At 36.5% G+C, this 20,737-nt stretch carries 17 protein-coding genes and 1 pseudogene; 15 read left to right on the forward strand and 3 right to left on the reverse strand.

Annotated elements, in window-relative coordinates; translation table 11 throughout:
• Nucleotides 1-14: 14 nt before the first annotated feature.
• The 5 genes from ppc (at nt 15) to ACY3XC_RS07865 (ending at nt 8,978) form a co-directional block, all read left to right on the forward strand.
• Nucleotides 15-2,777 (forward strand): phosphoenolpyruvate carboxylase, encoded by a 2,763-nt coding sequence (ppc, locus tag ACY3XC_RS07845; RefSeq protein ID WP_464868092.1) that lies wholly within the window; start codon nt 15-17, stop codon nt 2,775-2,777.
• Nucleotides 2,778-3,020: 243 nt separating this feature from the next.
• Nucleotides 3,021-5,624, forward strand: a complete 2,604-nt coding sequence (gene adhE, locus ACY3XC_RS07850) for a bifunctional acetaldehyde-CoA/alcohol dehydrogenase (protein WP_464868093.1) — start codon at nt 3,021-3,023, stop codon at nt 5,622-5,624.
• 224 nt (nt 5,625-5,848) lie between these two features.
• Nucleotides 5,849-7,483, forward strand: coding sequence for a long-chain-fatty-acid--CoA ligase (locus tag ACY3XC_RS07855; protein ID WP_464868094.1), 1,635 nt, complete (start codon nt 5,849-5,851; stop codon nt 7,481-7,483).
• Nucleotides 7,484-7,514: 31 nt separating this feature from the next.
• Nucleotides 7,515-8,249, forward strand: coding sequence for a hypothetical protein (locus ACY3XC_RS07860; RefSeq protein ID WP_464868095.1), 735 nt, complete (start codon nt 7,515-7,517; stop codon nt 8,247-8,249).
• An 18-nt stretch (nt 8,250-8,267) separates the two neighbouring features.
• A complete protein-coding gene (locus ACY3XC_RS07865) occupies nt 8,268-8,978 on the forward strand; it encodes a hypothetical protein (RefSeq protein ID WP_464868096.1) in 711 nt (236 codons plus the stop codon).
• A gap of 52 nt (nt 8,979-9,030) precedes the next feature.
• Here the strand turns inward: ACY3XC_RS07865 and ACY3XC_RS07870 are convergent, their stop codons facing one another.
• Nucleotides 9,031-9,813 carry an alpha/beta fold hydrolase gene (locus ACY3XC_RS07870; protein WP_464868097.1) on the reverse strand — a complete coding sequence of 261 codons (783 nt, stop codon included), beginning with the start codon at nt 9,811-9,813 and terminating at the stop codon, nt 9,031-9,033.
• A gap of 150 nt (nt 9,814-9,963) precedes the next feature.
• On the opposite strand from ACY3XC_RS07870, the gene phaQ reads away from it, so the two are divergent.
• From phaQ to ACY3XC_RS07920, 10 genes and pseudogenes are all read left to right on the forward strand, one after another.
• Nucleotides 9,964-10,401, forward strand: a complete 438-nt coding sequence (phaQ, locus tag ACY3XC_RS07875; protein ID WP_179158397.1) for a poly-beta-hydroxybutyrate-responsive repressor — start codon at nt 9,964-9,966, stop codon at nt 10,399-10,401.
• Nucleotides 10,382-10,996 (forward strand): hypothetical protein, encoded by a 615-nt coding sequence (locus ACY3XC_RS07880; RefSeq protein WP_464868098.1) that lies wholly within the window; start codon nt 10,382-10,384, stop codon nt 10,994-10,996. The genes phaQ and ACY3XC_RS07880 overlap by 20 nt, the downstream gene beginning before the upstream one ends.
• 280 nt (nt 10,997-11,276) lie before the next feature.
• Nucleotides 11,277-12,470, forward strand: a complete 1,194-nt coding sequence (locus ACY3XC_RS07885; protein ID WP_464868099.1) for a C40 family peptidase — start codon at nt 11,277-11,279, stop codon at nt 12,468-12,470.
• Nucleotides 12,471-12,612: 142 nt separating this feature from the next.
• Nucleotides 12,613-13,446, forward strand: coding sequence for an undecaprenyl-diphosphate phosphatase (locus tag ACY3XC_RS07890; RefSeq protein WP_464868100.1), 834 nt, complete (start codon nt 12,613-12,615; stop codon nt 13,444-13,446).
• 219 nt (nt 13,447-13,665) lie between these two features.
• Nucleotides 13,666-14,892 carry an ATP-binding protein gene (locus ACY3XC_RS07895; protein ID WP_464868418.1) on the forward strand — a complete coding sequence of 409 codons (1,227 nt, stop codon included), beginning with the start codon at nt 13,666-13,668 and terminating at the stop codon, nt 14,890-14,892.
• 217 nt (nt 14,893-15,109) lie between these two features.
• Nucleotides 15,110-16,039: pseudogene (locus ACY3XC_RS07900) on the forward strand (Ger(x)C family spore germination protein).
• 232 nt (nt 16,040-16,271) lie between these two features.
• Nucleotides 16,272-17,483, forward strand: coding sequence for an ATP-grasp domain-containing protein (locus ACY3XC_RS07905; protein WP_464868101.1), 1,212 nt, complete (start codon nt 16,272-16,274; stop codon nt 17,481-17,483).
• Nucleotides 17,484-17,505: 22 nt separating this feature from the next.
• Complete coding sequence (locus ACY3XC_RS07910) at nt 17,506-17,928, forward strand: CotY/CotZ family spore coat protein (protein WP_464868102.1); 423 nt, start codon at nt 17,506-17,508, stop codon at nt 17,926-17,928.
• A gap of 125 nt (nt 17,929-18,053) precedes the next feature.
• A complete protein-coding gene (locus ACY3XC_RS07915; RefSeq protein WP_179158406.1) occupies nt 18,054-18,146 on the forward strand; it encodes a YjcZ family sporulation protein in 93 nt (30 codons plus the stop codon).
• A 33-nt stretch (nt 18,147-18,179) separates the two neighbouring features.
• Nucleotides 18,180-18,317, forward strand: coding sequence for a YjcZ family sporulation protein (locus ACY3XC_RS07920; protein WP_179158407.1), 138 nt, complete (start codon nt 18,180-18,182; stop codon nt 18,315-18,317).
• A gap of 176 nt (nt 18,318-18,493) precedes the next feature.
• Here the strand turns inward: ACY3XC_RS07920 and ACY3XC_RS07925 are convergent, their stop codons facing one another.
• Both ACY3XC_RS07925 and ACY3XC_RS07930 read right to left on the reverse strand, forming a co-directional pair.
• Nucleotides 18,494-18,898 (reverse strand): YkvA family protein, encoded by a 405-nt coding sequence (locus tag ACY3XC_RS07925; RefSeq protein ID WP_256989052.1) that lies wholly within the window; start codon nt 18,896-18,898, stop codon nt 18,494-18,496.
• A 62-nt stretch (nt 18,899-18,960) separates the two neighbouring features.
• A complete protein-coding gene (locus tag ACY3XC_RS07930; RefSeq protein ID WP_464868103.1) occupies nt 18,961-20,697 on the reverse strand; it encodes an AAA family ATPase in 1,737 nt (578 codons plus the stop codon).
• Nucleotides 20,698-20,737: the final 40 nt, after the last annotated feature.

Consider the following 20,737-nt stretch of genomic DNA (forward strand, 5'->3'; position numbering starts at 1 on the left):
GGGAAGGTGAAAGCATGAATACAGAATTGAAGATGAATGATAGCAGTCTTCCACTTCGCCGCGATGTTAAATTACTTGGGCAAATACTTGGTGAAATCCTTGTCAATCATGGTGGAACTGAACTATTAGATAAAGTGGAAAAAATAAGAATGACGTGTAAAACACTTAGAATCCATTTCGACCAAGACATTTATGCTGAATTAAAACATGAGATTACAAACCTCAGCAGTCCAATGAGAAAACAAGTCATTCGAGCATTTTCGATGTATTTTCATTTGATAAACATTGCGGAACAAAATCACCGAATTCGCAGAAAAAGACAATATCATCTACAAGATGATTCTATTGTTCAACCCGATTCCATTGAGAGTGCAATTCTTTCTCTAAAGGAAAACAATATTGATGAAAAAATGATTCAGGAAGTTCTAAACAAATTGTCACTTGAGTTGGTTATTACAGCACATCCTACAGAAGCAGCAAAGCGTTCCATATTAGAAATTCAACAACGTATTGCGGTTATATTAAAGAAGCTTGATCATCCATTATTAACAACAAGAGAACGTCGAAAGTTAGAAGAGAGTTTGTTTAACGAGGTAACAATTCTATGGCAGACCGATGAACTCCGCCATACTAAGCCGACGGTACTGGATGAGGTACGAAATGGACTTTATTATTTTGATCAGACATTATTTGAAGTTCTTCCAGAAATCCATCGAGAAGTAGAAGATTGTTTAGAGAAAAACTTTTCTACTAATAATTGGGATGTACCTAATTTCCTTAAATTTGGATCATGGATTGGCGGTGACAGGGACGGTAATCCAAACGTTACTCCAGAGGTTACATGGGAGACGTTACATAAGCAGCGGAAGCTTGTCTTAAAAAAATATAAAAATGTTCTTGTCGATTTAATGAAACGTTATAGTCATTCCACAACTAGAGTGGAAGTCAGTCAAGAACTAATCCAAACTTTAGAGGAAGAAGAAAACAAATACTTAACTGAAGATAAGAAATGGCCAATTACAACGGAAGTATATCGTCGGAAATTTGCTATTATCATCGAACGTTTAAAACAAGTTGGTAAATCTGATTTAGGTTATCGTTCCTCGGAAGAATTATTAGAAGAATTGTTTTTAGTTAAAAGAAGTTTAAATAAACATCATCCGGCCGCGCATGAGCTAAAAACGATCCAAAAGTTGATTCGTCAGGTACAACTTTTCGGGTTCCATCTAGCAACACTTGATATTCGCAATCATAGCGGTGAGCATGAGGCAGCCATTACAGAAATTTTACGTAAAGTTCGAATTTCTGATAATTATGCGGAACTATCTGAAGACGAAAAAGTAAGAATTTTAGAAAATTCTTTAATGGATCCTCGACCCCTTCTTCTGCTAAATGAAGATTATACACCTGAAACACAACAAATGATTCAGGTGTTTCAAATGATAAAAAATGCTCAAAAAGAATTTGGCGTACGTTCGATATCCGTTTATCTTGTCAGTATGACTAAATCGCCTAGTGACTTACTTGAAGTACTTGTTTTGGCAAAAGAAGCTGGGATATATCGATTACATGCTGATGGGACGATTGAAAATCAATTAAATGTCGCACCATTACTTGAAACGATTGAAGACTTAACTGCCGGACCTAAAATAATGGAAACCTTGTTTAAAATGCCTGTATATCGTAATCATTTGGAAGTAATGAATGATCAACAGGAAATTATGCTGGGGTACTCAGACGGCAGTAAAGACGGCGGTACGTTAACAGCGAATTGGAAGCTATATAAAGCTCAGCTCGAAATTCATGAAATGGCAAACAAGTACCACATTGGATTGAAGTTTTTCCATGGACGAGGAGGATCTCTAGGACGTGGAGGCGGCCCATTAAACAAAAGTCTGCTTTCACAGCCGGCAGAAACGATTGGTGATGGAGTGAAAATTACCGAGCAGGGTGAAGTGTTATCATCTCGATATTTGCTTGAAGATATCGCTTATCGGAGCTTAGAACAGGCAACTTCTACACTAATGCTGTCAACAGCCCGTGTATCAAAAGAAGCAGAGCATGGAAACTTGAGGGATGAATCGTGGGAGTTAGCTATTGAAGAGATTTCCAGCATATCGCTAAAGAAGTATCAATCGCTTGTTTTTGGAGATTCAGACTTTTTAACCTATTTTAATGAAGCAACCCCATTAAGAGAACTTGGTGATTTAAATATAGGTTCAAGACCAATGAGTAGAAAGAATCGTGGTCGATTTGAGGATTTGAGAGCCATTCCTTGGGTTTTTGCTTGGACACAAAGCCGGCAGCTGCTTCCAGCATGGTATGCAGCAGGAACTGGTTTAGAAAGCTTTGCTTCACAAAGTGAACAAAATTTACAACAATTACAGGAAATGTATGAAAAATGGCCATTTTTCCGATCAACGATTGATAATCTCCAAATGGCTCTAATGAAAGCAGATATCACAACTGCTAAGGAATATTTATCACTGGTGGAGGATCAGAAAATCGCTGAGCGAATTTTTTCGAATATCCTTGAAGAATATGAAAGAACGAAAGCTATTCTTCTAAAAATAACAGGAGATAAAGAATTGCTTGATCATACACCAAACATTAAAGACTCGGTCTATCGTCGAAATCCTTATGTTGATCCATTAAACTTTTTACAGGTTGAATTAATTAAACAATTAAGGAAGCAGGACGAGCCTACTGAAGAATTAATCACCGAAGTACTTCTTACCATAAGTGGAATATCAGCTGGATTACGTAATACTGGTTGATTTAATTGCAGGCCGCACCCCAAACAAAGGGGGTGCGGTTTTTATTTTCATAATAGTAGGGTGAAGTTACTATTGAACAATTTGTGAATTTTTAAAAAATGAATGGGTATTCATTCATTTTATAGCGCAATTCGACAAATTCTTCATTGTTCAACATGATATATTTTAGCCAGAAAAGGTTAAGGGGGAAATTTGGAGTAGAAATCATTCCCATTTGAAAAGATTGATTTGGAGGGATATGCAATGGCAGTTGAAGAAAAAGTAGTTCAGGAAAAACAAAATGTTGAAGCGGGGATTGATATCTTAGCAAGAAATGGTGCAAAGGCATTAGCTGAATTTCGCTGCTACAACCAGGAAATGGTCGATGAAATCGTTAAGCAAATGGCATATACTGCACTTGAACATCACAAAGACCTGGCAAAGCTTGCGGTTGAAGAAACAAGAAGAGGCGTATATGAGGATAAGGTTTTCAAAAATATGTTCGCGACAGAATTTATTTACAACAACATAAGAGAAATGAAAACAGTGGGAGTCATAAGTGAAAATGAGCATGAGGGCATGGTAGAGATGGCTGAGCCAGTGGGGGTCATAGCTGGTATCATACCTATCACGAATCCAACATCCACTGTCATTTTTAAATCATTGATTTCCCTTAAAACCAGAAATCCAATTATCTTTGCTTTTCCTAAATATGCACAAAAATGCTGTGTTGAAACTGCAAAACTCCTTCGGGCAGCTGCATTAAAGGCAGGGGCACCTGAGAATTGCATCCAATGGATTGATACTCCCTCTCATGAAGCATTTCAGACTTTGATGAAACATCCAAAAATTTCTCTCATATTGGCTACTGGGGGACCTAATTTGGTGAAAGCTGCGTACAGTTCAGGTAAACCAGCACTTGGTGTAGGGGCAGGAAATGTTCCTTGTTATATTGAAAAAAGCGCCAATATTAAACGTGCAGTAAACGACATTATTCTATCCAAAACCTTCGATAACGGAATGATTTGTGCCTCTGAACAAGCACTTATTATCGACAATGAGATTTATGATGAAGTAAAAAGGGAAATGATCGATAACCATTGTTATTTCTTAAATAATGAAGAAAAACTAATGATCGAAAAGGCAGTAATAGACGAAAAGAATGCCTCTTTAAATCCGATGATTGTTGGATTGCCAGCATTTATGATTGCAAAAATGGCAGGCGTGAATGTGCCTGTAAATACTAAAATTTTAATTGCAGAATTAAAAGGTGTAGGAGCTAATTACCCGCTTTCATGTGAAAAATTAAGTCCTATTCTTGCCTGTTATAAAGTAAATAGTCTAGCTGAAGGGCTGCTAATCGCTGAAGAAACACTTGAATACGGGGGGCTTGGCCACTCTGCGGCAATTCATACAGTAGACCAAAATGTCATCGATACCTTTGCCCTTCGAATGAAGGCTGGAAGAATTATGGTTAATACACCATCTACTCATGGTGCTATTGGTGATATCTATAACACATCTTTACCGTCATTAACAATAGGGTGCGGAACATATGGAGGGAACTCGGTGTCTCAGAATGTCGGAGCAGCTAATCTAATTAACATTAAAAAAGTTGCAAAAAGGAGAAACATGACACAATGGTTTAAAGTTCCATCACAAATATTTTTTGAAAGAAACTCCATTCAAGTACTCTCTTCGATTCCAGGGATTTCAAAAATATTTATTGTAACAAGCTCAAGTCAAATGAAAAATGGATCGGTTGATAAAGTACTTTATCAGTTGGAAAGGAATCCTTCCAATATCCAATATGAGGTGTTGTATGATATTGAAGCTGAACCAGACATTGATGTGGTTCACAGAGGTGCAGAAAGGATGAGAAAATTCCAGCCTGACTGTTTAGTCGCTCTTGGAGGAGGCTCTGTCATGGACGCTGTAAAAGCGATGTGGCTATTCTATGAGCATCCAGAAGCAGATTTTAATAGCTTAAAGCAAAAATTCTTCGATCCTAGTAAAAGAGTGGTGAAATTCCCATCACTTCGTGGGAAGGCTATTCTTGTTGCAATCCCTACCACATCCGGAACAGGTTCTGAGGTAACCTCCTTCTCGGTTATTTCGGATAAAAAGGCCAATATCAAATATCCGCTGGCAGACTTTCAATTAACACCAGATTTGGCTATTGTCGACTCCCAGTTTGTTATGACCGTTCCTAAGCATGTTACGGCAGATACGGGGATAGATGTTTTAACACATGCAATTGAGGCATATGTTTCTGTGTTAGCCAATGATTTTACAGATGGATTGGCTTTAAAAGCAATTCAATTAGTTTTTGAGTACCTGCCAAAGGCTTACCGTAATGGTAAGGATGAGCTTGCCCGAGAAAAAATGCACAATGCGTCAACCATTGCCGGCATGGCTTTTGCTAACTCATTTTTAGGGATTAACCATAGCCTGGCACATGCACTTGGTGCTGAATTTAACATCGCTCATGGTCGTGCTAACGCAATCATGCTGCCGCATGTGATTCGGTACAATGCACAAAAGCCGAATAAATTCATGACATATCCAAAATATGAACACTTTATAGCAGATCAACGCTATGCTGAAATTGCCAAAATGCTTGGTCTTCCTGCGAAGACAACAGAAGAAGGGGTAGAGAGTCTAGTACAAGCAATCATGAAGCTTATTGTTGAGTTGGAATTGCCAACGGGCATAGAAGAGGCGGGTGTATGCAAAAGTGTATTCGAAGAAAAAATTAATAGTTTAGCAGAACATGCCTTTGATGATCAAGATACGATTGCAAACCCAAAACAACCTCTTGTAACGGAGCTTGCGAATATCTATCGTCAGGCATATAAGGGCTTCTAAATATTTGTCTTCATTTCGAAAATTGTGTGAACAAGAGTGAATCCTTCGACAAAAACCATCAATCTTCTGTGTGTATTTATGTTAAAGCCTTTAAAGACTCTTTGTTAATACCAGTCACCATTTGAAAAATGTGGAATAATGTCGATTTGGGTACGTTTACAAAAACCTTTTTTAAAACAATAATTTAATTGGTTAATAACTTGATTGAATTAGGAGAGGATTGTATGGTTTATTCGCAAATGCCGTGGTTAAAGTTTTATGATCCAAGAATTAATAAAGAGGTATCAGTGGACTATGTTTCGTTATTTGATCTTTTGCAGCAGGCGGCCAATATTCACGGGGAAAAACCAGCTCTTACTTTTTATGAAAGGTCATGGAGTTACAAAGAAACAAGAACTATATCAGAATGGCTAGCTGCTTCCATGTACCGCATTGGTTTCAAAAAAGGAGATAGACTAGGAATCATGCTGCCTAACTGTCCTCATTATATTTTTAGCTTATTTGCAGTATTCCGCCTGGGTGGCATTGCTGTACAAGTCAATCCCATGTATGTTGAAAGAGAAATTGAATATGCCCTAAATGATTCTGAGGCAAACTATATGGTGGTATTTAAAGCATTTTATCAAAAGGTAAAAGAAGTTCAGCCAAAAACTTCTTTGAAAAAAATTATAGTTGTTGGTTTTGGTGAAAGCAGGGTTAGTCTTGCAGATGATGATATTTACTTTGATGACTTTCTTACTCATGATAATGTGATTCCTGATATCCCAATAAACATAGAAGAAGATGTGGCCATTCTACAATATACTGGCGGAACAACGGGTGTATCCAAAGGTGTAATGCTTACCCATCAGAATCTTCTTGCTAATATTATTCAAGTATGTGATTTTACCTATAATGCCGTTGATGAGAAACCAGAAAATTTTAAAATCATCAGTGTCCTCCCAATGTTTCACGTCTATGGATTATCTTGCAATGCTCTCTCAGCGATCCGAATTGGTTGTAACCAATTAATTCTTCCTCGTTTCGATGTGAATGAATTAATTGAAATAATTAATAGAGAGAAACCATTCCAGGTGACTGCAGTTCCAACGATGATATTTGCATTAAACAGTCATCCGCAATTGGAAGAAAGTGCAATTAAGGATATATTCTACTTTAGCAGCGGTGGTGCACCACTCCCTGTAGAACAAGTAAAATATTTTGAAAAACGTGTGGGGATAAGACTTGCAGATGGCTATGGACTCTCAGAAACAGCTCCTTCAGCTATTTCTACGCCGCCGTTTCTTCCTCGTAAACTAGGAAGTGTAGGAATTCCTATCCCAGGGACAGAAGCACGGATTGTTAAGGAAACTGAAGAGGGATATGTAAATGTACCGGTCGGTGAAGCGGGTGAATTAATTCTACGCGGGCCACAAGTAATGAAGGGTTACTGGAAACGTCCTAGTGACACTCAATTAGTAATTAGAGATGGCTGGCTCTTTACAGGTGATATCGCCAAAATGGATGAAGATGGTTATTTCTATATATTAGATCGCAAAAAGGACATGATTATTGCAAGCGGATACAATGTATACCCTCGTGAAATTGAGGAAATTATCTATCAGCATGCTGCAGTTGAAGAAGCAATTGTAGTTGGAAAACCCGATTCCTATCGAGGAGAAACAGTCAAGGCATATGTAAAAGTAAAAGCCGGTGTAAGTGTTACACCAGAGCAATTGATAGAATATCTAAAGCAAAATCTAGCTCCATATAAAGTACCAAAAGAGATTGAATTTCTTGCAGAGCTTCCTAAATCATCTGTTGGAAAGCTTTTAAGGAGAATGCTTCGTCAAGAAGAAAATGAAAAGATTCATTCTTAAGAAATTTTACAATAAAAAGGGGGAGAAATAAATGCCTGAAAAAAAAGAAACCAAACCAAAGGATACTGAAACACCAAAAACGACTAAAAGGAGACGAAACTCTGTGGATGATCTAACAGGTGAAAATGAAGTCATAGAAACCGAATTACCTGAACCTGTCTTAGAATCAAAGGAACAAGAACCAATCCTGAATAAGGAAGATGTTCAGGAACAATTTTCATCCCTGGACCTTCTCTGGAACCATGCATTTCGTGAGTTAGACCAATGGGCAAAGAAAGCCGATTTTCGTGATGATGTGTTTTTGAAAGAAGCCATGTTTTTTTCTGAAAGTATAAAACGAAATCAGGAGAATATTAAATCTGTCAGAGAACAGTTCAACAAAGAATTTGGTAATTGGGAGAGAACCGCCAGAGAGGAATTTTTAATGTCAACTACAGTCCTTCAGCATATTTTACCAAAAAGATCCTATGAAGAAATTAATCAGCAGATTGACCAAATTCAAAGTAGAACAGCTTCGATTTTAAATGCACCACTGAAGATGGTGGTAAATATTCAAATGATGGATCAATATTTTCAAATGCTAGAACAATATATTGATCTTAGGAAGAATGCACGATTGCAATATATAAAAACCTTAAAACAAGCTGCCTCTCTTATTTATGAGAGTCAAAAAGGTTTCGTTAACCTTTTGACAGGTCAATTAAAAACGTTCATATTCCCTTTAAATAAATACATGGAACAAGCTGAAGAAGTCACAAAATCATAACAATAAGGATGATGAAGGATGACAAAAGAAAAGATGTATGATCCGTACGAGGGCTTTAAACAGATTAGTGAGATGTGGGAAAAACAAATAAATGGACTATTGTTTATGGCTGCAGATAAGAATGAATTTGTTCGTTTAGCCAATACCGGCCTAGGTGTTCACTCACGGTACATGGAACTGTTAAGGAAAAATCAAGAGCTTATGCTTGGTATTATGAATATTCCTACCAAAAAAGATGTTGCTAATGTGGCCAATCTTTCAATACAAGCTGAAGGGAAAATCGATATCTTAGAAGAACAGGTTTGGAAATTACAGGATGGTCTTAGTGAAATAAATAAAGAAAATCTAGCATTGTTTCAAGAAATGGTTATGATGGTTAAACAAATGCAGGTTGAATTCCAAAGAATCGTTCAAGAAGTATCTGAAATGAAAAGAATGAAGGATGACATTCAGGAAATACGTAAGGATCTTGTAGACATTAAAATTATTCAAGTTAACCTTCGTGATGTTAGAGAGGAACTTGAGGAAATAAAAGAAACACAGAAGGAAATTTTGAAAAAGAAAGAACATAATCAGGAAAAAAACATTCACACCGATTTAGAGGAAGTGAAACTGGGATTAGGTCAATTAACTGAAATAAAAAATGAATTAGCTTCTATAAAAGGTATTGTGGGTAAAGAAAGTCTAAAAGGAAAGGCGAAAGATAAGGAATTAGTGCCAACTGTTTAACCGAAAACGTGTTATAAGTGGGAAGGACCCCCATCCTTCCCACTTATATAAATTAAGCAGCAGCTTTTTGCCGGTTTAAGAACTTTCTTAGCAGAAGATTAAACCGGTTTGTTGCTTCTAATTTTGCTAAATGCCCCGAATTTCGCATAATGATAAATTCTGAATGAGGAATCAGCTTGTGCATACAATATTGTATCCAAACTGGTAAAACAGAGTCATATTGACAGCCAATAATAAGAGTTGGAACTTTTATCGTCGGTAATAAAGAAATATTATCAACCTGGAAACAAGCTTTTAGAGATTTTAAAAAGATGTTACGTTTCGGCTGAAAATATTGTTTAAAGTGATTCATATTCTCCTCTGACCATGAATAAAGGCTCATATGTGCAGCTGTTTCTTTAAGGTCATTATCCGTTGCAGCAACACCTAATCTCATTTTCTTAAAATTCAGTAATGGTTTTCTGAGTTTCTTTGGGAAAAAGTGGAATGTACTTATCAACATGAGAGAGCGTACTAGGTGGGGGGCTTGACGATAAATTTCTTGAGCGACAGCACCGCCCATTGACAAGCCTAAAATGTTAGCGTTTTCAATTTTTAACTCGTTTAATAAAGCAATAACATCTGAAGCAAAATGTGGAATAGAAATTCCTTCTGTTTTGGTACATTCACCATGACCGCGCAAATCAGGAATTATTAACTCATACTGATCAGCTAGTTCAAATTGTGATTGCCACCCTTCCTTTACTTCACCTAATCCATGAATGAGAACTAATGGTTCACCCTTGCCAAAATGTAAATATGGCATCCCTAACATACTTAACTTCGATTGTTTCAATTTGACACCACCTTCAATTTTTTATTAAACTTTATTACCAACATACGAAAATTGTAAACGTGTTGATACACCGTATAATAACATTTATTTGTCGAGTTGACAAAATATTACTCATAGGTGTAAAATACATATAGGTGAGGTGATATAAAAATGGTAAATCAAGAGAATCAATCTGTCAATCCATCAAAAAACTTTGTTCTGCCATTTATTCTATTGCTTCTTAGCAGAATGTCTCTTCACGGATATGAGCTAAGCCAGAAATTACAAACATTTGGGTTTAAAACGATTGATCAGGGAAATCTTTACAGACTGTTAAGACAGCTAGAGAAGGAAGAACTAGTGTCATCTGAGTGGGATACAAATGGCAGTGGTCCTGCCAAAAGAAGATATTCCATAACAAAAGCTGGTATTACATACTTAAAAGGCTATGCCAATCAACTAGAGTCGTACCAATCGATGCTAGACCAATTCTTTAAAATGTATTCAAGTTTCCTTGAGCTCTATATTCCTTCATTTCAAAAGAAGGATTCGATAGAGAAAGTAAACAGTAAAAAGAGGAGGAAGGACGATGGCACAGAAAAAGAGTGAAAGTGTTCTTGCTGTTGAAGAAAAAATGATACCAGCAGCCGAAGAACCTAAGAATGAAGGTTTATTTGTGGATACACTATGGAATCAGTATGAACAATCACTGGAACGTGCAAGACAATTGCGTGAAAGCCGTGAAGATGCTTATATGAACGCTCTAAAAGAAGTTATTAAGTTCAACAAGCAATATAGAAAGTCAATTGGTAACCTCTTTGAGCAATCTAAAAAAACAAACAAAGAAGTTGTCTCTGGATTGATGCAGCAAATGAATGCACGCAGGGAACAGCTTTTCAAAGACGAAGAAAAAATTGAAGCAGAAATGATGAATGAAAGGGTAGAGCTTAAAGAGCAGCTTAAAGAGGTTTCTAATCAATTAGAAAACCTAGCTCTCACTCCTATCAAATCTGTATTCCAAATTATTGACCAGTTAGAAGATAATTTTGAAAAGAGTACTGAAGCTAACATTGACTACGCACGTGAGCGCAGAAATGCTTGGCAGCAAGTTACGAATGAGTATGTAAAAATGGCTAGAAATACTCATAATGAAATTGTAAATCGTGGAACAAATAGTGTTAAAGAACTTTTTAAAACAAATTAAGGAGTTCAATGTAATTGATTAGCAGACCAACTGGATTGGTCTGCTTCTTTATGTTTATCATTGAACATGTGATATAGTCATTCCTTGAAACATAAATTTAATATTACTATTATTGATTTGACAAGATTTCGTGCTATACTTCTAATTGCAACTGAATAGGGTAAAAATGGGTATATAGGTTTATTTTAGTAATTTCATAAATTGATAAATATCTAGTTTTACATAGCTGAAAAAATTTACTGTGTTGCGATTTGCGATGAAGGAAAGCAGGGGAAAAGAATTGAAAAAGAAGATTATAGCTTTTTGTTCAATAATCACGTTTGGAAGTCCAACTGTATTACTTCAAGTAGGAGCCGAGGAAAATGAAAATCAGCAAGTTGAAACAGAGGAAAATAAAAACCATGAGGTTATAGACGAACAACGTTCAAGAATTCAATTAGAAATTATAAAAGGGAATGTAGAGCTTAATCAAGTAAAAGAAGAAATTAAACAAATTAATGAACAAATCAGCCGGGTAGAGCAAGCAATCATTGATAATAATAATATTATTATCGATACAGAGAACAAAATAAAAGTTTCTCAAATGGAAATACAGAAACTAGAGTCCGAGATTGAATCGTTAAATGAAAAAGTAAAAAAGCGTAATGAAATCTTAAAAAAACGTGCTCTTACTTTTCAGGAAACGGGTGGAAAGGTAAATTATCTTGATGTTTTGCTGGGTGCCTCAAGTTTTAAGGATTTTGTGGGACGCGTTGGTGCTGTAGCATCTTTTGTTGAAGCAGATCAATCTCTTATAGAGCAGCATGAAATCGACAAAGAGAGTATTAAGGAGAAACAAGATCAGGTACAAGATAAATTATTTGAGCTTCAGAGTATGAAAGTAGAATTAGAAGGAATGCAGGCACAAATTCTAGAACAAAAACAACAAAATGAATGGTTAAGATTAGAATTAAAGAAAAAAGAGCAAGTTACACTTGCAGAACAGGCAGGATTATTGCAACAGGATTCTGCACTTACAACCATGTATAATCTTACCGATATGGATCCGAACCAAATTCTAACTGATTCAATGTTGTTAACGAATGAAACCGTTAAAGGTCTAATTTCTGAAGGGATTACGTATATTGGGAATTCGGTTTATGTATTTGGCGGAGGTCGAAACGAACATGATATTGCAAATGGAAGATTTGATTGTTCAGCTTTTGTCAGTTGGGCGTACGCTCAGGTAGATATTAAAATCGGTGCTAGTACCGAAGTCTTGAAAAATACTGGTACACCTGTCAAGGTAGAGGAAATGCTTCCTGGAGACCTTGTATTTTTTGATACCTATAAAAAAGATGGTCATGTCGGAATTTATCTAGGTGCAGGTAAGTTCTTGGGATCACAAAGTTCTACAGGCGTTGCAATTGCAGATATGACAACTGGTTACTGGTTAGAGAAATTCAATGGGCGTGTTAATCGCATTATTTTATAATTAAAAAGCGAGGCTAGCTTAGCCTCGCTTCTATTTTTGTTAGATATTATTTGCTAAATTCAATGGAAATTGAGTACAATTAAAAAGTTATTCCATATCCTTGAATTTAAAACAGAAGATAAAGTTAGGAGTAGTTATGTAAATGGAATTATTATTGATTATTAAAGCAATTATTTTAGGGTTAGTTGAGGGGTTAACAGAATTTGCTCCCGTATCTTCGACGGGGCATATGATTATCGTTGATGATATGTGGCTGCAATCAGAAGATTTCTTAGGAAAGTATGGAGCGAATACCTTTAAAGTAGTCATCCAGCTAGGTTCCATTTTAGCGGTTGTGGTGACATTTAAGGATAGATTTATCGATTTATTAGGAATGGGTCGAATAAAAAGTAACCTATCTAACCAAAGTGGCGGTCGTTTAAAATTAACACAAGTAATTGTTGGGTTAATTCCTGCTGGAATCTTTGGGGTACTACTTGAAGACTATATAGATGAGTATTTATTTTCGACTGAAACTGTTTTAATAGGTTTAGTGATTGGTGCTATTTTCATGATAATTGCAGATCGCTTTGGCCCAAAAATACCAAAAATCCAAACCGTTGACCAAATTACATATAAACAAGCACTAATGATTGGTCTCATTCAATGTTTATCATTGTGGCCAGGTTTCTCACGTTCCGGTTCGACTATATCAGGTGGCGTTCTTTTAGGATTGAGCCATCGAGCAGCCGCTGATTTTACTTTTATTATGGCAGTGCCTATTATGGCGGGTGCTAGTTTCCTTTCCTTATTGAAAAATTGGCAGTATATGACGATGGATGCACTCCCGTTTTTTATTGCAGGATTTATTAGTGCCTTTGTTTTTGCATTAATTTCTATTCGCTTTTTCTTAAAATTAATAGATAAAATTAAACTTGTACCATTTGCGATATATCGAATCCTGTTAGCTTTCATAATTTTTCTTGTGTATTTTTAATTAAATTAAATTAAATTAAATTAAATTTCAGGCAGCTGCACCGTTATGGTGAGCTGTTTTTTTGATTACGTTTTATGTTTGTGTCTAAAATGTGACATATTTAATAGTAAGTTTTTTTAGTAGGCTCTAAACTAGAGATAGTAGGGACAGGGGGAATGCTAATTGTTAATAATACCATCATATCTAGGCTTATGGTTACTGCAGATTTTCTGCATTTTATTGCCGATATTAATTTATCAATCTTATTTTCGGAAGAGGTTTCAAAATAAAATAGTATTAAGTGCCTTATGTGGTCTTTCAATCATTATATGTATGACCTTTCCTGTATCCATAAATGAGGAAACAATGTTGGATTTTCGCTTTATTCCCTTAATCTTGGCATTCCTCTATGGGGGATTTAGAAGTGGGGTAATACTATCTATTATCCTGATTATTTATCGTCTCAGGATGGGGGGAACAGGCATTTATCTCGGAGGACTTTGGATGACGACCTTTTTCGTCACCGTATTTTATTTTACGCTCCCTCGTTTAGAACTTTGGGGTGAAAAGTTTCGCCAAAAATATCCCTATATGCTGTTGACCTTTTCCCTGCTCTTTTTTGCACTGGGGACTCAATTTTTAGATGACTATACGTTTACACTTTCAGAAATCAATCTTTGGTTTTGGTTTTCAATATTAAACTATATTACTCTTTGGATGGTGCTTCATCTTCAATATTCTATAAGTGAAATCCAGTTAATGAATGAAAAGGTTATTCAATTTGAGAAAGACCATACTAAAAATCATTTGCTGGTTTTTATATCGCAGCAAATGTTAGCACCGATTAGAACATCTCAGTGTTATCTTCAACTTATTGAGGAGGGGACTTTAACGAAGCAACAGGCATTTAATCTGCTGCAAACGAAAAACGAATTAACTCAGGCCGAGCGCAGCTTAGATAACTATTTGGCTTTTATGGATACGAAAGGTAACGAGCAAAAGGAGATGAGTTTTGTTAGGGAATTAAATGAGGTAGTTGAATTAATGAGACCATATGCTGAATTGCATAAAGTGGAACTTTTTTTTACTACTACTGCTCAAGAGGATATATTTATTAAAGGGGAACCGTCCATGTTGAGGTTTGCTCTCTTGAATATCATAAAAAATGGGATTGAAGCATGTTCACCTAGAGGACAAGTAAATGTTTGCCTCCATGAAATGTTAAAAGAGGTTTATATTGTGATAGAGGATAATGGGATGGGAATACCGCGACATATTCTAGAACAGTTAGGTAAACCACTTACTTCGGGAAAAGTAAATGGAACAGGTCTGGGACTAGCCTCAACCTTTAAAATAGCTGAGTCGATGGGTGGCAGGGTGGAAGTAGAATCAAAACCGAATATGGGAACAGTTTTTAGCGTCTATTTCCCAAAATGGGCAGTATCGGGAAGTAATCAAATGTATTAAACCAACAACAAAAAGTTGTTGGTTTTTTGTTGGATAAAAACGGATAATTTTGGAAAAATAAGGTAAAGACAGTGATGGGGTTTTCCAAATATGGTAACATTGGCCTATTTTTTACTCATACTTCTATTAACTATACTTATTGCACTTTTTGATATGAGCCTATTTGAATTCACCTTTTTTGAAGCAATGATAAATATTATATATTCTGAAATTTGGTATTTCCAAACATTTAATATTCTCACATATGAAGGTACTTGTCATTGGGGAAAGTGTTCTAAGAGAAGGTATATTAGATTTTATAGATTTTTTGGAAAGAAATCGTGAAATTAGGGATGACTTTAACATTGTAACAGCTAGGAATGTAAAAGCAGCAGATGTCTTAAAGGTAACTTATCATGTGCAAAAATCATCTTCTCTCAAACTTCATACACAATTAAACTCTTTTGTTGAAAGTTGGGGGGGAGACCCGGATATCCGTTTAAACGATTTCATTCAGGCCTTTACCTCAGCTGGAAGAAGAGGAGTGATGGCGGCATTAACTATAAAAGGTCACCCTGAAAAAGGGATCAGTGTTGATAATATGAAAAAGGGTGCTCCAGATGCTATGGTAGTGGTTGATTCATTGGCCATTATTAAAGAGGATAGGCTCCAAGATTTCCTGCCTCTTAAGGATGCACGAAGTTATTTGTGGATTATAAATAAATTAGATAAAACGGTAGTAACCGTGGGCTGTAGTAAAGATAAATTCCTTGGTGTTCGTATATTCAATACTGTGACAAAATCAAAAGCAAGTCTCGTTAAGGGTAGAGCAGTAATTAATCTTAAGGTAAGGGCTGAAGCCTATTTAGACAGCTCCCAATGTAAAGATGATCTAATAAAAATCAATACTTTTAAGAAATTCGGAAAGTTAACGGAAAAACAAATCAAAAAGGATCTTGAAGCAACCATAAAAAAGCTTCAACAAAAATATGAGGCCGATATATTTGGTTTTGGAGAAATACTTTACCGCCAAGATTATAATAATTTCAAACGAATTGAAAAGTAGTGGGATGAATATTTTAAGGATGCCATCGTCAATGTCGATGTAGATGTCAAAATAAGAAGATCCGGAATCCGGACAAAGAGCCCTTTTAGTGAAAAAAAGTAATGATATTAAACCATACTTTAAGGATTAAAACCTTAAGGAATATGGTTTTTTTTCTTTCTAAACACTTGTCCATGGTTTTTTTTGCAGGCATCTGTAACACTTTAAATTTACTGGTCAAATAACTGCTCATACATAATGAACTAGCCTGCACCAACTATCAGTAAAAGAATATTTTATTGTAACAGATAAACTTTCTGAAAAAGGTGATGAAAATCTTTGGTGGGTGCACATAATGAAATCAATTGTTTTTTTAGGGACCAACAAAACAGGGTCAAGTTATGAAGGAATAAAAGCAGCAAAAAGACTAGGTTACGAGACAATCCTTTTAACGAATCGCACTATTTTTATAGAGGAAAAGGAGGGTTATAAAGAAATAGATGATGCACGGCTCATTGATATGTCAGATACTGATGAAATATTCTTAGCGATAACAGACCTTATGAATGAGGGGAAAATTGTCGACTGTTTTATTAGCTTTTTAGATGAGTATGTTTATTTGGCTGCCTTGCTCACAAATGTTATTTGTAATACGCCACTCACGTATGAACCATTGGAAATTATGATTGATAAAATTTTAACCAGGGAATTCTTGAGTGGAAAGAATTATACCCCTTTTTTTAAGGTGCTGAGTTCACCCGAAACTATCGAAAATGAGGTAAATGACCAATTTCCACTAATTATTAAATCGCCTCAATCAAATGGTTCAAAGGATGTAATATTGGTCGAAAATATCTGGGAATGTAAGAGGGGTGTAAAACAACTTCTCAGAAAAAATTCTGAATTTCCTATATTAGTAGAGGAATATCTTGAGGGTCCACAATATTTAATTGAAGTGATGGTTTTTCATTCAACCATCACAATTGTGGCAATTGTTGAACAGGAAGTAACAAAGGGCGAACGTTTTATTATTACCGGTTATTCTATCTGTCCTAAGTTGTTATTGGAACAACTTTCAGGATTAAAAGAAACTGTCTATTCTATAATTGAGGATTTTCAATTTAGAAATGGTACTTGCCATTTGGAAATGAAATTAACAAATAAAGGCTGGAAGCTGATTGAGATTAATCCGAGAATGGCAGGGGGTGCTATGAATCGGATGATTGAGGAAGCGTTTGGTGTTAATCTTGCAGAACAGACGATAAAGTTGTATGCAGGAAAAGAGCCAGATTTAATAAGAAGGCAAGAAAAAGCTATCTATGCACATTATTTAATCGTTAGCTCTATTGGGAGATTACTTAAAGTATCGGGGTGTGATTCTGCCGAAGAACAAACTGGAGTAATAGAGGTTTACACGAAAGCAGCAACCGGTCAAATTGTCACACCTCCTCGCTCAATGGGACAACGTTATGGATATGTAATAGCTGCCGCTGAATCAAAAAGTTCAGCAAGGGAGTGTGCCATAAATGGTGCGCAACAAATTCAATTTTACTTACAGCCTATATAAATAATGGAAAGGAGGATTGATTATGGGGGAACATCAGAAGGATACATGTGTCTGTCACGACCTGCAGCAACTGTTAGAAGAACAAAAAAAATTATCATTTGAAGATTTTCGCTTTGTAAATGGTGATTTCGGATATGACACGATTCCGTTTATACTTTCAACCGGGAAATGTCAATTTGAGGCTTGGGGTTGGACAAATAATGGAGATTTTTTTATAACAAATGTTTTTAGATTAGAGGCAATAGACGTAAGGAGATGTTGTGCAACAATAACTCTGCTTGAACCGGTAGACATAGACGGCTATCCAGTAGATATGTGCGACAATATCTTTTCGTTAAGAACTACAACAAATTGTATTATTGTAGACCTCTCCTGCTTTACTTCTTTACAGCCGTTATCACCTAGATTAGTAAATCGTTTACTGCCGATTATTGATCCAAAATGATAAATTAGCCCATATAGAATGGGCTTATTCTTTTTTTTGAAAAGCGGGTTATTTATATATGTGTCTATCGCACATTTTTAGAGATATGAATAGGATATATGGAATTAAAAAAGGAGGTAATGTAAATGTCTGGTTCACATGGCGGGTATGGCGGCGGCTTTGCCCTTCTAGTTGTATTGTTCATTTTGTTAATTATTATCGGGGCTTCTTGGTGCTGAAAATACTATTAAATTAAAAAGGGGGTTATAAATATGCCTTATGGATATGGTTACGGAGGCGGATTTGGTCATGGGGGCTGTGGCTGTGGTACTGGATTTGGCGGCGGCTTTGCGCTAATCGTAGTATTATTTATCCTATTGATCATCGTAGGAGCAGCTTGTTTTAGATAAAACGAAAAGCGGAAGCGTCTTGCACAGGGAAAAATGCAGTTCAATTTTTCCTAGGGGCGACAGGCATAAGACGAGCAGGCTGGAAGGTTGCTATTTAACCTTCTAGACTGATTGGCTTATGACCCCGAGCCCCTAGGCGCTGCAGCTAGACAAAACGAAAAGCGGAAGCCCTCTTGTTAATCAAGAGGGCTTTCTGTTGCTGTTTTCCAAACTTTAAATTCATCAATTTCTACAGATAATTTTTTTAACGTAAAGGTAATCACGGCGGCGTCATCGAGTATCCCTAGTCCTACAAGGAAATCAGGGACTACGTCTAATGGAGAAACGAAATATAAGATTGCCCCAATAATCGTTAAAATTGTAGCAGGAGAAACGTTTCGATATTCGCCTTTTGAATAAGATTGAACTAAATCAATAAATAGTTGTAGTTTTTCCCAGGCCTCTCCTAAAGTACCTTTGTTATTTCTCGCCTTAAGGATAGCCTTCTTGAGTAAGCCCTCGGTCTTTTTGGGGTTATCGAGGTATCCTAGTGCACCTTCTTGGTGTTTTTTCGCTTCGAAATCTATTTTTGAGTCGATCATTTACATACACTTCCTTATGTGAAATACATAAAGTTAGTGTACCTCAGAAACATCCATTTCATTTATGCAGAAACATCATCATTTATTTTTGAATTCTTCCCACAGACAATTTCTTCAACCTCAAAGCCTTCAAGTGTTTCTTTTTTTAATAAGTTTTCAACTAAATGTTGATACTGATGATAATGACCCTTAATAAGATTCTCTGCTTTTTCTATCCCTTTTTCAAACAGTTCTTGCATCTTTACTTCCTTGTCCTGTTTGTTAAATGTGAGGGTGAAACCTCCTTGAAGCATACCGGTATCTACCATTTGTTCGATAATCTGCTTAGCTTGCTGTACGTCGCCACTGACACCAATACTATGTTCGCCAAGAAGCATTCTTTCCGCGACGCCGCCAGCTAGCACCATGGCGACTCTGTCTAATAAGTCACTTGTTGTTGATAAATGAAGTTCTTTTGGTATTGGTGCCACATAACCGAGTGCCTCACCACGTGGGATAATGGTAGCTTTTCTTACAGAACCTGGCTTTGTTAACGAAGCGACAATAGCATGTCCCGCTTCATGGATGGCCACCCGACGCTTCGTGTCTAGATCCTGTAAAGAACGAGAAGTACTTCCTAAAATGGTTCGGTCAAGAGCATAATCAAGATCCCCTTTTGTTAATGCATCCTGCCCGTTTCGTACGGCACGTCTGCTGGCAGTTTCAAATAATGACTGCAGCTCCGCTCCAGAAAAGCCGGAGGTACTTTCAGCAAGTTCATCTAAAGAGGCTAATACTTCATTGCTGAGTGCTTTCCCTTTTGTATGAATATCAATAATTTCTCTTCTGCCTTTTGTATCAGGGAGTGGGACCTGGAAGGTGAAATCTATTCTCCCTGGCCTTAAAAATGCTTCATCCAGCATATCTTTTCTGTTTGTGGCGGCAATAAACAATATTCCATCATTTGAATGCCCGCCATCAAGCTGAACGAGCAGTTCTGTTAACGTTTTTTCTGCTTCTTCACCGCCATGTGCTTTTCTTCTGCCGGCTAAGGCATCTACTTCATCAATGAAAATGACAGCAGGACCTTGTTTTCTTGCTGTCTGGAATAAAGAGCGTACCCTGCTCGCGCCAACACCAACGAATAATTCATTAAAAGCAGAACCGCTGGCTGAGAAGAAAGCTGCATTTAGTTCACGGGCAATGGCTTGAGCAAGTAATGTTTTTCCTGTACCTGGAGGTCCATATAAAAGAATACCTTTTGGTGGTTTAATCCCCAGTTTTATAGCCCTTTCAGGTTCTTTAAGCGTTGAAAGTGTTTGTAGTATTTCTTCCTTCATTTCTTCACCAATCCCACCAACGTCTTCTAAACTAATGGAAGGAAGCGGGCGTGCCTGTGAAACACTGCTCTTCATCGAGTTTGAAAGCCCGAAACCACCTTTTGTTTTTTGAAGTACTAAAGCTGCTGCAACAAGGGCAAGTAAAATAACAGCCATTATCCACTTTCCAAAGGTGCTGCTATTTGAAAATGAGTAATTTATATTATATTTTTCAACCAGCTTGTCAACCATTTGGCTATTTGGAGGGACATTTGATGCGTATTTTTGGTCACCAGCTTCAAGTTGAAGGCTGCCATCTGAATACTCAGTTAGTGTAACTAATTTGCCATTTTGGTTTTGAATTGTATTTTCTACTGAAGAAAAAGGAATTTCTATTTTTTCTTTTGTAGTTTGGATAACCCAAGTAATACCTACCATTAATATTAGTATCGCTGCGATGAGCGGAATGATCTTTGAAACTAGTTTTTTACTTTGATTCAATTCTAGTCATCTCCTTATAAAGAGTCTAACTCTATTATAA

The organism is Bacillus sp. CZDM1 (assembly GCF_055502545.1).

Bases quoted from the DNA above. Each gene is read 5' to 3' on its own strand.
- ACY3XC_RS07890 (WP_464868100.1), top strand. From the start codon at position 12,613: ATGGAATTATTATTGATTATTAAAGCAATTATTTTAGGGTTAGTTGAG.
- phaQ (WP_179158397.1), top strand. From the start codon at position 9,964: ATGGTAAATCAAGAGAATCAATCTGTCAATCCATCAAAAAACTTTGTT.
- ACY3XC_RS07910 (WP_464868102.1), top strand. From the start codon at position 17,506: ATGGGGGAACATCAGAAGGATACATGTGTCTGTCACGACCTGCAGCAA.
- ACY3XC_RS07880 (WP_464868098.1), top strand. From the start codon at position 10,382: ATGGCACAGAAAAAGAGTGAAAGTGTTCTTGCTGTTGAAGAAAAAATG.
- ACY3XC_RS07905 (WP_464868101.1), top strand. From the start codon at position 16,272: ATGAAATCAATTGTTTTTTTAGGGACCAACAAAACAGGGTCAAGTTAT.
- ACY3XC_RS07860 (WP_464868095.1), top strand. From the start codon at position 7,515: ATGCCTGAAAAAAAAGAAACCAAACCAAAGGATACTGAAACACCAAAA.
- ACY3XC_RS07915 (WP_179158406.1), top strand. From the start codon at position 18,054: ATGTCTGGTTCACATGGCGGGTATGGCGGCGGCTTTGCCCTTCTAGTT.
- ACY3XC_RS07925 (WP_256989052.1), bottom strand. From the start codon at position 18,898: ATGATCGACTCAAAAATAGATTTCGAAGCGAAAAAACACCAAGAAGGT.
- ACY3XC_RS07855 (WP_464868094.1), top strand. From the start codon at position 5,849: ATGGTTTATTCGCAAATGCCGTGGTTAAAGTTTTATGATCCAAGAATT.
- ACY3XC_RS07865 (WP_464868096.1), top strand. From the start codon at position 8,268: ATGACAAAAGAAAAGATGTATGATCCGTACGAGGGCTTTAAACAGATT.
- ACY3XC_RS07920 (WP_179158407.1), top strand. From the start codon at position 18,180: ATGCCTTATGGATATGGTTACGGAGGCGGATTTGGTCATGGGGGCTGT.
- adhE (WP_464868093.1), top strand. From the start codon at position 3,021: ATGGCAGTTGAAGAAAAAGTAGTTCAGGAAAAACAAAATGTTGAAGCG.
- ppc (WP_464868092.1), top strand. From the start codon at position 15: ATGAATACAGAATTGAAGATGAATGATAGCAGTCTTCCACTTCGCCGC.